This window comes from Enterobacter chinensis, assembly GCF_034008295.1.
In the GTDB taxonomy this organism is placed as follows: domain Bacteria; phylum Pseudomonadota; class Gammaproteobacteria; order Enterobacterales; family Enterobacteriaceae; genus Enterobacter; species Enterobacter chinensis.
Map to the genome: position 1 here is coordinate 580403 of NZ_JARDVI010000002.1, position 14245 is coordinate 594647.

Sequence of the window (14245 nt, forward strand, 5' to 3'; positions counted from 1 at the left end):
AAAGTCCGGTTTCTCTGCCACGACATATTGGTGGCAGAGTTTTTTACCCCAATAGCCTGGGTGAAAGTTCCAAATGAGACTTTTTTAGGCTGCCGTGTTTGCTACAGTGAAATCACTTATTCGAATGGAGCACTATTCTATGAAATTTCCGACTATCGCATTAGGCTTATCTACCTTTATTTTTTCAGGCATGACGCTGGCTGCAGAGCCACTTACCCCTCAACCTGAAACCTTTGGTAGCGTGTTGCAGTTAGATAAGTCGCAAAAAACACAGCTCATAAATCTGCATGCAGATGCGCAGGAGTGCATGAATAATATCGATGCGAGTCAATTCCATCCGCAGGATTTTTTGAAAATGATTAAATCAGGCACCATGGATGAAAAAATATTTAAACAGCAAATGGCTATCGAGAATGGGTTACATGAGCAGGCTGCGCATTGTCGTATTACCTATTATACTAACATCAGTAAAATGCTTACGCAGGAGCAAAAGAATAAACTACTGGAAATGTATAAGCAGCACGCAGCGGGATAAGGGTGTCGTTATTTACCCGCTCGTTATTAACGTTATTGCAGGCCGGGAAAATCCTACCCGGCGTGCCTTTTCTTGAAGCCGCCTCGCAACCTTGTACAACTCAGGGTTTCTGCTTTTCTTCCCTTTTTATCAGTCGTAACCGGGGGCATGATCCCACATTAATGCAGTGCTGCTGCGCCCGGCGGCGCTGCGCTTGCACGGGCCTACGGTTCGTGTCGCGGGGAGTTTTGTTTTTTTGTAGGCCGGGTAAGGCGTAGCCGCCACCCGGCAAGTCAGCCACAGGCGTCAAATCCAGACATCGTTCTCTGCGGTGCGCTCCCCGCCTTCATGCCCGGTATTTAAGACCCCGCAAGGTTCTATCATCATCATTTTTACGGTCTTCTCAGCAGAGGTTTTGTGCTCAATGCCTTTTGGCACTACGTACATTTCCCCCGGATTGACGAGCACATGCCCGTCACGAAAATCGATACGCAACACGCCCTCAACAACGATAAATGCTTCGTCAGTTTCAGGGTGCGCGTGCCATATAAAATCCCCCTCGATTTTCACAATCTTAAACTGGTAGTCATTCATCTGGGCGATGACTTTCGGCTGCCAGTGCGCGTCGAAGAGGGAAAATTTATTTTCTAAATTAACAGCTTGATACATGGTGACACTCCCTACGGTTGAGAAGTGTTCAGAATAGAGTGAGGCCGCTGCGCCAGTCTTGAACGATCGTGCAGCTCAGGCACGGCTGTTTTGGATGAATTTCTGCCAGCGTCCCGGAAAGATCCCCAGCGTTTTTATAAACTGGCGCGTCATATGACTTTGGTCGGAAAACCCTGCCTCCACGGCCACTTCTGCAAGAGAGAGGCCTTTCTCAATCAAACGTCGGCAATATTCCAGACGGCGCATTGTCACATAGCGATAGGGGCTTGTGCCGTAAAGTGCGCGAAAATCCCGGCTCAGGCTCCAGCGGTCCCTTCCGCTGACGGCCGATAACGTATCCAGCGTAATGTTCAGGCAGAATTCTGTTTGTATATACTCGCGCGCTCTCTCTGCGGAGGGATAATCGAATACGCATCGGCGAAAGCGTTGCCCTCCCACAATGGCCAGAGTGTTAGCCAGATCGTAGAGCGCATCCTCTTCTTCCAGCGTATCAACAGGCTCTTCCGGCGCTCTCAGTAGTGATTCCGTCGCCGCGAAAAGTCGGGGATCGGATGAGATCCCGCCGGGAATAAACGGCAGCGGTTTTCCGCCCAGGATTTTCTGAATGTCTGCAGGATCGACATACAGCATCCGATACTGAAACCCTTCCGTCGTCCCCGCTTCCCCGTCATGCACTTCGTCCGGGTGCAGGACCATCGTCCCGCCCGGCAGGCTGTGTTGTTGACTGCCCCGATAGTGAAAGCTCTGCACCCCGGACAAGGTTCTGCCTATGGCGTAGGTGTCATGACGATGCGGCTCATAGCCATGTCCGCTGAAATACGCCTCTATACGCTCTATTTTCCCGGGTTGTTGCGCCAGTCTGACCCAGTCTTTGTTAGCTTTTGCATTCGACATGTATGACACCTGATGCCCTTTGAGGGTGAAACAACACCTTAAACGCATCGGGTGCAGTTTGGAAAGTCGTTGTTGGCAACGCGGCTAACGCGGGGGTCGGGCCCGGGATACCGCTGAAGGTAAGGCGCTATAAACGGGACGACTCCGTCCTAACACCCGCCAGACCATGAACGCACAAAGCACAGTGATTGCGGCGAGGAGACGAAATAACCATACATAGGCCGAGTCAAAACTTTCCCTGAGCAACTGATGTGAAAGACCCGGCAAGAGCGCAGCGGCCCGTTCAGTATTTCCACTTCCCAGCCATGAAGCGGCACCATCGATACTCTCTGGCGCATAACCGGAGAGGTTTTCTCTGAGATTGAGCGCGTTCATTTCCACTAAAAATGCTGACACCATGGCAAGCGCAATGCCTTCCCCCGCAACACGAACAGTATTAAACAGACCTGCCGCCATACCGGCTTTTTCGACGGGTACGGAGGAAATGGCCAGGCCATCCATAAGCCCCCAGGGAAGTGCGGCGCCTGCGCCAGTCAGGACCAGCGAAAACAGAAGCAGAATGCTGCTGGTGCTCTGTAAAGCCTGCCCGAGAATGAGCAACCCGGCTGCGGATAACATCAGTCCTGCGGCTGAAACAGAGCCCGGATTAAACCACCGGGTCAGTAAGGCAGAGAGCGAGGGAACGATCAGCATCGGTGTCGTCAGCGCCATGAGATAAAACGCGCTCTGGGTCTCGCTCAGGCCGTCACCGCCCATAAAACGCAGCGGGAGGATAATCAGCAGCACAACATAGCAATAGCAGGTTGCTATCGGCAGTAACAGGACGCCAGCAAAACGCGGGGCACGTACAAGAGATAAGTCGAATACGGGATTTTCGACGTTCAGGCAGCGCGCCATAAACGCGATGAACAGCAGTAAAGCGGTAGCAAACAGAGCCAGGCCGGGAAGGGATAAGCATCCCCAGACCGGCACCAGCATTATCCCCGCAGTAAACAGAACCAGTGCCGCTGTAAACAGCGTTAAGCCTGCGTAATCCACCACTCGATGTGCGCTTTTTTCCGACACGGGAATGAACAATGTGCCCGTCAGCATGACCGTTCCTGAGATCAGCGCCATCAAGGCATACACCCACCGCCAGCCGAGAGCATCTGTAATAAACCCAATCACCAGAGGGCCGAAGGCTAATCCTGCGCCAAACATCGTCCCCAGAATGCTGAATGCCCGGGTTCGGGCAGCGCCCTCATAGAGCTGAGCCAGTGCAGCACTGCCGCCCGCTAAAGTCATCGCTGCAGCGATGCCCTGTAGTGACCGGAGCACGCCGATTAAGAAGATATTATCGGCTACGGAAATGAGCGAACTGCTAAGAGCAAAGATAAATAACCCGAGGATGAATACACGTTTTCTGCCTGCTGCATCTGCCATTACGCCTGCTGACAGCAGAAAGCTACCGAACGTCAGCATGAATCCATTCGTCAGCCATGAGAGTGCGGCAGCGGAACCGCCCAGTGCATGGCTGATTGCCGGGGTGGTCACCACGCCACCGGTAAAACTGACCGGCAGCAGTATGGCCGCCAGAAAAATGGAGGCGGCGGCCGGGCTTCCGGCAAGCCGGAGAAATGAAGTTATGAAAGAGCGCATCTGGTTACCCTGGTTCGCGTGAAATTCGTGAGCCATGTTATTGCGGACAATTACTAAGATAAATAGACTGAAAATACCGACTGAATAGAGATAAAGTTCATAATCAATGGATAGTTTGACTTCCCTCACCTCGTTTGTAAGGACTGCGGAGACGCTGAGCTTTGTTCAGGCAGCGAGGATACTTGGTATTTCAGCGTCAGCCGTTGGCAAAAATGTCGCCAGGCTTGAACAAAAACTGGGCGTAAGGCTTTTCAATCGCAGCACCCGGAGCGTCAGCCTGACGGCAGAGGGTGCGGTATTACTGGTTCGCTGCCAGCAGATCCTTGAACAGCTGCAGGACGCAGAGGCAGAGCTGACCAGCCATATTGCCCAGCCCTCTGGTAAACTCAGGGTTTCTCTTCCGGTAACGGGCTATCGATTACTGCTTCCTCTTCTTCCTTCCTTCACCCGCCGCTACCCGGATATAGAGCTGGATCTGGACTTCAGTGACCGGCTGGTAAACATCATTGATGAAGGGTTCGATGTGGCGATACGCAGCGGTGAAATTGCGGACTCCAGGCTCACATCGAAGAAGCTCGGCAGCTTCCGGTTTGTTCTCTGCGCCAGCCCCGCTTATCTGCTGGAGTATGGTTCGCCGGTGTCCCCGCAGGATTTAAACAACCATGAATTCATTCTCTACCGCTTTCCCTCAACAGGATTACTCCAGCCCTGGGAGCTGCAGGGTGTGGATGGGATAAGTGACTTTACGCCGGTTTCTGTTTTAACCGCCAACAATATTGAAGCCGTGATCCGCATGAGCACTGCGGGCATGGGTATCAGTTACGTCCCGGATTTTGTCGTCCGTGAAGCGCTGGAGAAGGGAGAGTTAAGAGAAGTTTTACCGGGTTCGTGTATCCGGCAAGGGCAGTTTTCTGCACTGTGGGCAACCAGACGCCACCTTTCGCCAAGAATTCGCTGTTTTATTGATTTCGTGTCTGAGAACGGGCTCTTAAAGCCGTAAAGGTTTTATTGATGCGCGCTTCGGCACTACTTTTTCCTGGTAATTGTCTGCGGCAAGCCATCTGTTACTCTGGCTGGGCTCAAAGGATGACAAGGAAGAGAGATGCTGAACCCCGGATTTGTGACCCGCAAAGCGCTTGCTAGCTGGCAGGATATTCCCGCTTTTCTACCCCAGTTCCAGTTCCATGAAAAACACCGAGCGGTCATTCACACTACCCGCGCTGAAAATATTCTGCCGTTGATTGCAAAATTTGACGTCCAGCAAGACCCCGTGATTCGGCGGTTAATGTCTTTGCGAAAATTTCCGCAGAAATTTCTGCGCAATCAGCAGGCTAACGCGATAGACAACTTTGGGTTGCACAGCTTTACGCTTTTGAAAAGCTCAGCATCTGAGCTCTGCTATGGCTTAAGAGGACAATTCTGGCGTGCAGGCTTCGGTCTGGAAAACGTGCCGGATGCCGGTGCTTTTCAGGCGCCAGCCGCGCCGGGCAGCGCGAAACTGTTGTTTCGCTATCGGGTAACAGAACTGGCGCCTGGTCAACATGAACTCTGTACGGAAACCTTCATCCATTGTCCGGACAAAAGCACTCGGCTAAAAATGACAGCTTACTGGCTGGCAATACGGGCAGGCAGCGGCTGGATCCGTAAAAGGACCCTTGAGGCTGTTAAAGCGAATATTGAAAGCCAGGTGTGAGGTACACCTGTGACATGTCCTGAAAGGGATCCACGCGGGGATATTTTCCTGAACGTATGAGGGTTAAACACTGGAGGTTTTGATGAATAAGCATGCTATTGCCTGTTTGCTCTTACTCAGCGCATTTGCTGTAAACGCTGCCGATGGCGGTAACGGTGGTGATGGAGGAAATGGCTCTGATGGCGGTAACGGTTCCGATGGTACCGCCTCAGCGCCGGGCCGTGCGGGTTGTCCGGGCGGAACAGACCCGGACCCGTCGGGAAAATTTTATCTTCCCGGAACAAAACAGCAATGCAATCCGGGGAAGCAGGATGCAGTGAAAAGCGCCAGGCAATGAGATAAGGCGTGACGGTACGCTAACGCATCCTCACTCTTCTCCTCATTCAGGCAGAACTAAACGTTCTCCTCCGCACGTAATGCGGCCCGCACAGCAGGACGGGCACTGATTTTTTCCCAGTACGCCAGTAGCGCGGGCCAGTTATTCAGTTCAATGGCGAAGAATTTGCACCAGCCCAGAACGGTGAAAAGATAGGCATCCGCCACGCTGAACGACGAGCCTGTCAGATAAGCGTTTGTGGAGAGCGTTGCCTGAAGAAAACTGAACCGCCTGAACAGCTTCTCACGAAAAATCGATTTGGCCTCTTCCGGCAACGTATTGTTGAAGAGAGGTGCCAATCCAGCGTGTATTTCGCTGGTAATAAAGTTTAGCCATTCCTGAAGCCGCACTCGCTCCCAACTGTCTGCTCGCGGTGCCAGCCCACTTTCTGGCCTGAGGTCTGCCAGGTACTGCAAAATGGCTGGCCCCTCGGTGAGGATTTTCCCGTCATCCAGTTCAAGCGCAGCGACATAACCTTTAGGGTTAATGGTCAGGAAGTCGCGCCCGTCAGCGGTAAGCTTGCGCCTGTTGTCCACTTTAACCAGCTCAAACTCAATCCCCTGTTCGCGAAGCACGATATGGGGTGAGAGTGAACAGGTGTCCGGGGCGTAATAGAGTTTCATAATCTCTCCTTTAAAGCGGCTGAGTGGTGAAGATTCGGTTTGAACACACTGTGCTTAAAGCCGCTCTCGCTGTAAAATTAATGATTCATAAATTAGCTATTAGCTGAACTACTGATACATATGATGAATCTTATACACTGGCGCTTGCTGGTTGCAGTGGCCGATGCCAGTAATATTTCGCGTGCCGCTGAAGAGGTTGGCATGACGCAGTCTGGTGCCAGCCAGGCGATCGCCCAGTTAGAGGCCTCATTAGGATTTGCAGTATTCACGCGTGAGCGTCGGCACATCGGCGTGACTGCCCTGGGTGAGCGGGTTGTTAAAGAAGCAAGAAGTATGCTGGCGCGGCTGGACGCCATCCGCGTCCTGGCGGATGAGAGCCGGGGGCTGAATGGCGGGCGCATTCGTCTTGCCAGCTTTCCTTCGGTGACATCCACATTTTTGCCAGGACTGCTGCGGGACTTTAAGCGCCTGCATCCTGAAATCGAGGTGGTTGTACTGGAAGGGACGGACCAGGAAGTCGAGGAATGGATTGCAGCAGATACGGTTGATCTGGGCGTGGTCATGAACCCTACTCCCGGACGCGCGGATGCGATCCTGGGTCAAGATGCGTGGGTCGCGGTGCTGCCGGCCGGCCACCGTCAGGCTCGTGATGCACGCGCGCGCGGCATCACCCTTGAGGAACTGGCAGACCAGCCTTTTGTACTCGCTACAGGCGGTTGTGCCGTTAATGGAAAAAGCCTGATGGAACAGGCAGGCTTGCGGTTGTCTGACGTACGCGTGACCGTCCGCGACTGGATCAGCGCCTGCCTGCTGGTACGCGAAGGCATGGGCGTCGCGCTGATACCGGAATCCGCCCTGCCGGGTGAATTACGCGGTTTGTGCGTCGTGCCCGTGACGCCTTCGCTGTGCCGGGAGTTTGGGGTTGTTTGTTCGCCGGGAGGAAAATCTTCCCGCGCGACGCAGACGTTATTAGAAGGGTTGAGCAAAATGAAAAGGTCTGCGTGAAGGGAGTTATTGATGATTCCACATTCATACCCCGTGGCGTGAGGAGGTTTGGTGTTTTCGTAGGCTGGGTAAGGCGTAGCCGCCACCCGGCAATGCCATTCTGGAAGCCGCCTCGCAAACCTGCAAACAACCTTATGTAATTCATTAGCATCCCTTTCCTTCCTTTTTTCGCCGCCGTAAAGTGCCTGCGTTGCGGCACATCCGTAACCGGGCGTAGGAACCCGTTAGCATAACAAGACATTTTTTTGCACAACGAGGATGCTAAATGGCTACTACCCCTAAATTTTCTTATGCGCTCTCTGAAGAAAGCGCCGTTCATCACCTCATTAATCTTCAGCTTTGCGATTCCGCAGATCTCTTCGAACTGGCTGACACCTGCGCTGCGTATGTAAGCGTGCTGGTGGAAACTGACGATGCAGTGACGTTTACAACTCTCTGCAAGCGATTGCTGGCTGCGCTTAAGCGGCTGCGGGAATGCTGCGATGCCGAACTGCCTTCGTATCTGGTTGAACAGTTGATCGCAGGGGAAAAAATTACCTCCTGCGTGCCGGACTGCTGGCAAGAGACGACGCTGCAAGTGGACTATACCGTAGCGTTAACGCTGGCGGTGATGGGCGGGACACTGCCTGCGGGCGTGGCGAAAGAACTCACCGGGCTGCTGCATGATATGGTCTGGCTGATGGCGGAGTTTGTGAAGGAGCCGTATATTACGGCGCACTGAGGCGGGTAATGGGGGCCGGGGTTCCGCTGGATAAAAATCAGGATTTCGGCCTTACGCAAAGTACAACGTTGTTTGTTGAATGTCCGTTAAGAGCGAAGAGCAGACATCCTTGTTGCATGTCATCCATGAAACACAAAAACCCGCTCAGGGCGGGTTTTTTATCACATTCACTTATCTGCTCAGGCCAGTGCCGTCATCGCTGTCGTAAGCGTCTGTGTCGTTATCGGCAATTAAAGCGCGACAACATTTCCTGCAGCCGGGCCTTTGGCACCATTCTCAATCGAGAACTCAACCTTCTGACCTTCGTCGAGCGTTTTGTAATCATTGCTCTGAATGGCAGAGAAATGAACAAAAACATCTTTGCTGCCGTCAGTTGGCGTAATGAAGCCGAAACCTTTTTCAGAATTAAACCATTTTACTAAACCAGTCATTTTATTTGACATAGATACTTCCTTTAATTTTCTTGAGCCACACGTTGTGGCGAACATGGCCTGCTTGCAGATGAGGACTTATTGGGCACTTAGGAGGAGGCTCATGCAGAAGAGTATCTAAGGATAACGCTTGAAATGAGGACTGCTTTACTAAAACTGCTTTCATAAGGTCTGTATGCCAAACCGATGACGCATGGTGGACTCATATGAGTTGATAAGCAAGATTATTTTTGTCAGTAATCTGGTGGGAAAACTTACAATTCAAAAGGGGCAGTAATATTAAAAGCCCTGACCATTGCAGCCAGGGCTTTTAAGGTACTACAGACTTCAGATTTAACATTAATGGACTTAATAAAGTGATACTGCTATTTATACTGCTTTTAAATGTACCCGTTCACTACAGATAATATTGGGCATTAATACTAAAAAACCTCCCTCTATTTATCTCGTTATACACCGCCTACGCTTTCAAAACCTAAGCGTGGCAACTTAAACAAGCACATCCCCCATCGCGACATATACTCTTTGATGCGTTGCCCTTTACTGATACGGTTGCCATCAAAAAACGAAACCGCCAGCATAAACTAAAAAAAACAAGGCCTTACATCGTCGCGCTAACACTACCATTTTGCGAATCAGCACAATCACTACGAGGCCTGAAAGCTAACTACATCCCAAACAACAAACTTCCTGGCCTGTATAGCAAAATGGCTTAACCCAGAACTTCTTTCTATTCACTAACTGACTAACCACTTTCATTGTGCTGCTAAGTACTAATTTACTTATTTGAGATTTGCGGTCAATACTGTTTTTTAAAACATGTTTTTATTAACAGCGATAGTGGCTGTGCTGCATCCCGCTATTCATTGTATCGATGCTTCTGGCACAGGGCTGCCGTTGCAGCCCTCACCACCGGTTTACTCAGTCTTACACCTATCTGCCGCGATGCAGCATGTGTATTTGGAATGCAGTAACTCGACTTAATCAGTATTCATCCGGTACTTTTCAATGCATTTGCCCGGTACACCGCCGCTTTCCGCTAAGCCGTATTGCCACCCTGTATTGGTATATCGCGGTCTACCTTAACTACTGCGCCATGAACCTCTAAGAGAACATTCTTTAAGTGACTTGCATTTTGATAGTTACTATGTCAATTTGCTTCTGAAAGCCACCAATTCATTCAGGCCTGCCCATGAAAAATGAACCACTTTTTCACGCTCCCTGCCCCATCGCCCGTAGTCTTGGCCGCATCGGTGACAGTTGGAGCATAATGATCCTGCGCGACGCCTTTGCGGGCTTTACCCGCTTTGACGAGTTCCAGAAAAGCAGTAACGTCGCGCCCAATATTCTTTCGCGCCGCCTGAAGTCACTGGTAGACGATGGACTACTGGAGAAGATTTGCTACAGCAGCACACCGCCTCGTTACGAATACCACCTCACGCAAAGCGGCCGCGATTTTCGCATGGTGCTGCTGGCGTTGGCGGAATGGGGTAACCGCAACTTCGCACCCGAAGGCCGTCAGATGCAATTGGTGGAAAGTGAAACCCTGCGGCACGTGGAGCCGATCCTGGTCGATAAAGCGACCGGTGAAGAGATTATACCGGATAAATACACCATGGTGCCGGGACCCGCAGCCTCGCCGATGATGAAATACCGTCACGAATATTTGCAGCGCAAACGCGAAGGTTATAGTGGGCAAAAATTCCAACCCGAGTCTTATAGAGATGCCAGCGATGAATCCGGCCAGTAACAAAAGAGCCCTCATCATGATCGTTTTTTGATTGCCACGCTGCTGGTTCTATTGATGGAAATACCGCCGGAACACTAATATTACAGGAGAGTTGATTATGGGCGTTTCAGTTAAACGCATTGTCATAACCGGGATGGGGATTGTCAGCCCTCTGGGGTGCGGCGTACAGCATGTCTGGCAATCTCTGCTGGCAGGGAAGTCAGGTATTACAAAGCTTAGCGAGCAGTTGGTCGCGGATATTCCCTGCAAAGTGGCTGGACTGGTTCCGTCCATCGAACACGATGCGTTGCACGGCTTCGATCCACTAGCGATCATCCCGGCCAAAGAGCGCAAAAAGATGGATCGCTTTATCGAGTTTGCGCTGGTTGCCGCGCATGAGGCGCTAACGCAGGCCAGGTGGTCGCCTGAATCAGCGACAGAACAAGAACGCACCGCAACGGTCATTGCCACCGGGATCGGCGGGTTCGGCGAGATCGCCAATGCGGTACATACGACGGATGAGCGCGGGCCGCGTCGCCTGTCTCCGTTCACCATCCCCTCTTTTCTTGCCAACCTGGCCGCCGGGCATGTGTCTATCGCCCACGGTTTCCGTGGCCCCATAGGCGCGCCGGTAACCGCCTGCGCGGCAGGCGCGCAGGCCATTGGCGATGCTGCACGGATGATCCACAGCGGCGAGGCAGATATCGCCCTCTGCGGTGGTGCAGAAGCGGCAATTCATCGTGTTAGTCTTGCCGGGTTTGCTGCAGCAAAGGCGCTTTCCAGCTCCTCTAACGACCAGCCGGAAGCCGCTTCCCGCCCCTTTGACCGCGACCGCGATGGTTTTGTAATGGGAGAAGGTGCCGGGCTTATCGTGATTGAGTCGCTGGAGCACGCGCTAGCGCGAGGCGCCACGCCGCTGGCCGAGCTTGTCGGCTACGGCACCAGCGCTGATGCTTATCATTTGACCGCTGGCCCGGAAGATGGTGATGGCGCACGTCGGGCCATGGAAATGGCCATTCGTCAGGCGGGCATCTCAGCAGAAGAGATTGACCATATCAACGCTCACGCCACCTCGACTCAGGTTGGAGACAAAGGTGAACTTGCGGCGATTAAAAAACTGTTTGGCGCGCATCCCGTCGCCATTACCTCGACGAAATCAGCAACCGGCCATCTATTAGGCGCAGCTGGCGGAATTGAGGCTATTTTCACCATTCAGGCGCTGCGCGACCAGATGGTGCCGCCGACGCTGAACCTGCATCACCCCGATGAAAACGCGGAAGGTCTGAACCTGGTGGCGCTGGTGGCCCGCCCACAGAAGATGCGTTATGCGCTTTCGAACGGTTTTGGTTTTGGCGGTGTCAACGCCAGCCTGCTGCTGAAACGCTGGTAATAATAGTTCAGCTCCCCCTCTGGAAAGGTCGGTGGGGGACTTCCACCAGAGCAAAATATTCAGTCACTGATTTCCAGCTAATACTCAGAAATGTATCCTTGAGAAAACATAAAGAAGTTCGCCTGACCAACTGGCGAAAGGTAGCTAAGATCATTTGATGAGCACATTACGATCCCCTCGTCAAAACAGACAGGCATTCGTCCTGTCTAGACATGCTTCAGTGCATTGACAAACCTATTGAAACAATCATTTTTCATTTTTAGAGAAAGGACTTTTATGAGTCATTCCACAGATATATCAATCGGTCTGCTCCTGTTCCCTGCTCTTACTCAGCTTGATTTGACCGGTCCGTATGAAGTCTTTACACGGGCTCCAGATACAAAGGTTCATCTCATCTGGAAAAACCTGGACCTTGTGGTTTCAGATCGTGGTATGGCGATTCAACCAACCACCACATTCAATGCGTGTCCCGCACTGGATGTAATTTGTGTCCCCGGAGGGCCTGGCCAGATAAACCTGATGGAGGATGAAGAAGTCCTTTCGTTTATCCGGGCTCAAAGTAAACAAGCAAAGCTGATAACCTCTGTTTGCACCGGAGCGCTTGTGCTGGGCGCCGCAGGGCTTCTGGATGGATATAAAGCGACGACGCACTGGGCTTCACTGGGGCAGCTGGAGTTGTTGGGCGCAGAGCCGGTAAATGAGCGCGTAGTACGTGACCGCAACCGTATCACGGGCGCAGGAGTGACTTCAGGTATCGATTTTGCCCTTAATGTCGTATCAGAAATATTCGGACCTGATATTGCACAAAATATTCAGTTGCATATGGAATATGACCCAGCCCCTCCCTTTAACTGTGGCTCGCCCCGCTCCGCATCTGAAGAACAGCTAAAAAAAGCCCAGCAACAAGTTGCGCCATTTATTGAAAAGAGGCTACAGACTACGTTGAAAGCAGCAGCCAAACTTCATAAATAAGGGAGTAGCGAAAGGCGTTTTCCCTTTTCATTTTCAACGTCTGCGTCTGGAACAAAGCGGACGCATCTTTCACACACTTCCATATAGGGTTGTGAGCAAAATCATCGTCTACCGCACTCTTTCTCAGCAAAAAATTCCTGAATACGCTACGCAAATCAAACAAATACCCCAAGCCGGGCTATACCTGCCACTTTAATCTCAAGCCACCACTACTTAAAGTGCTCGCACTGAATACACGAGTTCCATTTTCACGGTCATGTAGAAACTGTAATTTCATCGTAGTTTCCACATTGCCAACTCACCTACCACCAATAATGTTTCCAGTCTGGAAACAAGGGGCAAGGATATACGTAGTTCAAGAGCGCCTTTCGAAGCGGCCACCAAACAATTTCCTAATCAAGCACTCACGCAGCTTATGACAAGCTGACAGACCTCTACCGGAGAACGAAAGAATGAATTATGCAGCAGCCATCAAAACGGCAAACGATCTGACAAGCAAGCTCCCTTTCCTGGGATCAAGCCCGTCGCGTCAAGATTACGATGATGCTCTGGGATTGGTGGAGTATCTGATTGAGCATGACCCCGATAGTCCGCTGGTAGAGATGCTCACCGCGAAAATCGATAAATACGAAAACGAGTCTCCGGAGTTTGCAGAATTTAACGCGCGTGTTGCCAGCATTCCGTCAGGCGTTGCGTTATTGCGAACGCTGATGGATCAGTACCATCTCACTGAGAACGAGATAGGCAAGAAGTCTCTGGTGAGTCGGATCCTTAACGGACAGCGCACGTTAACGCTGGATCATATGCGCGCGCTGGCGAAGCGTTTTGGCGTGCCGGTAAGTGCATTTGTGGGTAATTGATGAGGATGATTTTTTTTATATTAAGAAAAAAGTGACGCAGCCAAGCTGGCCATGTCGCGGCTAAAACTCCTGTGATAATTGTAGAGGCACGTCACTGCCTTCAAACACTTCCCTCAAACACTTTCCAAGCGATTTAGAGTCTTTTCCTGCAGGAATGACCACATGATATTCCCTGATACCAATCATTTTTACGGCATCTTCATTAAGCACGATCACAAGTTTGTCTTCAGTGAGCTGAACGGAACGAATAGAGTCTGTTAACTCATATTCCGTTGACTCACTCTGGAATCCAATGCATTCGTTAACGGGTAATTCATCTTCGTCGAATCGTCCGATAATGATAAAATTTTTTGGATCATGATTGTCATCCCCTATTCCGATGGTGAGGACACCATTTTCTTCATAGCAGTTAATACTCGCTGCAATAATATTTTTAACATTACTCATCAGTTATCCTTATATTGAACCGTTTTGCTCCTGACAAATTTTTACCGAAAGCCTGGCATTCATTAATATGTTAGTATCGTAAGAGCAGTCGAAGATTGCATCCGCACAAATATTTTTAATATTGTTCCTTTTAAAAGCAAAGTATATATTTCCGGTATAGCGAAGCGGCTGATGTGCCATCGCCGTGAGATTCACAACACATCAGAACCCTTCGCTCTGATGATGTACCTCACAGCGCACCGAGCCGCATTCGTAGGTTATCACGAAATCGATTTGGCCGCTT

16 protein-coding genes are annotated in these 14245 nt (G+C 51.2%); 10 read left to right on the plus strand and 6 right to left on the minus strand.

Going from position 1 to position 14245, the window contains the following annotated elements; all coding sequences use genetic code 11:
- The first annotated feature begins 139 nt into the window (after window positions 1-139).
- Window positions 140-535, plus strand: a complete 396-nt coding sequence (locus PYW49_RS07715) for a hypothetical protein (RefSeq protein WP_320386138.1) — start codon at window positions 140-142, stop codon at window positions 533-535.
- Between the two features lie 285 nt (window positions 536-820).
- Here PYW49_RS07715 and PYW49_RS07720 read toward each other — a convergent pair whose 3' ends face one another.
- The 3 genes from PYW49_RS07720 to PYW49_RS07730 all read right to left on the minus strand — a co-directional run bounded on the left by PYW49_RS07720 (window position 821) and on the right by PYW49_RS07730 (window position 3715).
- Entirely contained in the window at window positions 821-1183 is a 363-nt protein-coding gene (locus PYW49_RS07720; protein WP_320386139.1) for a cupin domain-containing protein, read from the minus strand.
- 75 nt (window positions 1184-1258) lie between these two features.
- Complete coding sequence (locus tag PYW49_RS07725; RefSeq protein WP_320386140.1) at window positions 1259-2077, minus strand: AraC family transcriptional regulator; 819 nt, start codon at window positions 2075-2077, stop codon at window positions 1259-1261.
- 84 nt (window positions 2078-2161) lie between these two features.
- Entirely contained in the window at window positions 2162-3715 is a 1554-nt protein-coding gene (locus PYW49_RS07730) for an MFS transporter (RefSeq protein ID WP_320386141.1), read from the minus strand.
- 106 nt (window positions 3716-3821) lie between these two features.
- On the opposite strand from PYW49_RS07730, the gene PYW49_RS07735 reads away from it, so the two are divergent.
- From PYW49_RS07735 to PYW49_RS07745, 3 genes are all read left to right on the plus strand, one after another.
- Complete coding sequence (locus PYW49_RS07735; protein WP_320386142.1) at window positions 3822-4715, plus strand: LysR substrate-binding domain-containing protein; 894 nt, start codon at window positions 3822-3824, stop codon at window positions 4713-4715.
- 102 nt (window positions 4716-4817) lie between these two features.
- Window positions 4818-5408 carry a hypothetical protein gene (locus PYW49_RS07740; protein ID WP_320386143.1) on the plus strand — a complete coding sequence of 197 codons (591 nt, stop codon included), beginning with the start codon at window positions 4818-4820 and terminating at the stop codon, window positions 5406-5408.
- Window positions 5409-5490: 82 nt separating this feature from the next.
- Complete coding sequence (locus PYW49_RS07745; RefSeq protein ID WP_134348516.1) at window positions 5491-5745, plus strand: hypothetical protein; 255 nt, start codon at window positions 5491-5493, stop codon at window positions 5743-5745.
- Window positions 5746-5801: 56 nt separating this feature from the next.
- On the opposite strand, the gene gstA is transcribed toward PYW49_RS07745, so the two are convergent.
- Window positions 5802-6407, minus strand: coding sequence for a glutathione transferase GstA (gene gstA / locus PYW49_RS07750; protein ID WP_320386144.1), 606 nt, complete (start codon window positions 6405-6407; stop codon window positions 5802-5804).
- Between the two features lie 120 nt (window positions 6408-6527).
- Between gstA and PYW49_RS07755 the strand changes: the two genes are divergently transcribed.
- Together PYW49_RS07755 and PYW49_RS07760 are read left to right on the plus strand one after the other, a co-directional pair.
- Window positions 6528-7412: a LysR family transcriptional regulator gene (locus PYW49_RS07755; protein WP_320386145.1), complete on the plus strand. Its 885-nt coding sequence runs from the start codon at window positions 6528-6530 to the stop codon at window positions 7410-7412.
- Between the two features lie 265 nt (window positions 7413-7677).
- Window positions 7678-8133, plus strand: coding sequence for a hypothetical protein (locus PYW49_RS07760; protein WP_320386146.1), 456 nt, complete (start codon window positions 7678-7680; stop codon window positions 8131-8133).
- Window positions 8134-8363: 230 nt separating this feature from the next.
- Here the strand turns inward: PYW49_RS07760 and cspE are convergent, their stop codons facing one another.
- Window positions 8364-8576, minus strand: coding sequence for a transcription antiterminator/RNA stability regulator CspE (cspE, locus tag PYW49_RS07765; RefSeq protein ID WP_134348520.1), 213 nt, complete (start codon window positions 8574-8576; stop codon window positions 8364-8366).
- A 1180-nt stretch (window positions 8577-9756) separates the two neighbouring features.
- Here cspE and PYW49_RS07770 point away from each other — a divergent pair.
- The 4 genes from PYW49_RS07770 to PYW49_RS07785 all read left to right on the plus strand — a co-directional run bounded on the left by PYW49_RS07770 (window position 9757) and on the right by PYW49_RS07785 (window position 13515).
- Window positions 9757-10314 carry a winged helix-turn-helix transcriptional regulator gene (locus tag PYW49_RS07770; RefSeq protein WP_024359106.1) on the plus strand — a complete coding sequence of 186 codons (558 nt, stop codon included), beginning with the start codon at window positions 9757-9759 and terminating at the stop codon, window positions 10312-10314.
- A 97-nt stretch (window positions 10315-10411) separates the two neighbouring features.
- Window positions 10412-11683, plus strand: a complete 1272-nt coding sequence (fabF, locus tag PYW49_RS07775; protein WP_320386147.1) for a beta-ketoacyl-ACP synthase II — start codon at window positions 10412-10414, stop codon at window positions 11681-11683.
- A 276-nt stretch (window positions 11684-11959) separates the two neighbouring features.
- Window positions 11960-12655: a DJ-1/PfpI family protein gene (locus PYW49_RS07780; RefSeq protein WP_320386148.1), complete on the plus strand. Its 696-nt coding sequence runs from the start codon at window positions 11960-11962 to the stop codon at window positions 12653-12655.
- A 452-nt stretch (window positions 12656-13107) separates the two neighbouring features.
- Window positions 13108-13515, plus strand: coding sequence for a helix-turn-helix domain-containing protein (locus PYW49_RS07785; protein WP_320386149.1), 408 nt, complete (start codon window positions 13108-13110; stop codon window positions 13513-13515).
- A 60-nt stretch (window positions 13516-13575) separates the two neighbouring features.
- Here PYW49_RS07785 and PYW49_RS07790 read toward each other — a convergent pair whose 3' ends face one another.
- Window positions 13576-13962, minus strand: a complete 387-nt coding sequence (locus PYW49_RS07790) for a hypothetical protein (protein WP_320386150.1) — start codon at window positions 13960-13962, stop codon at window positions 13576-13578.
- Window positions 13963-14245: the final 283 nt, after the last annotated feature.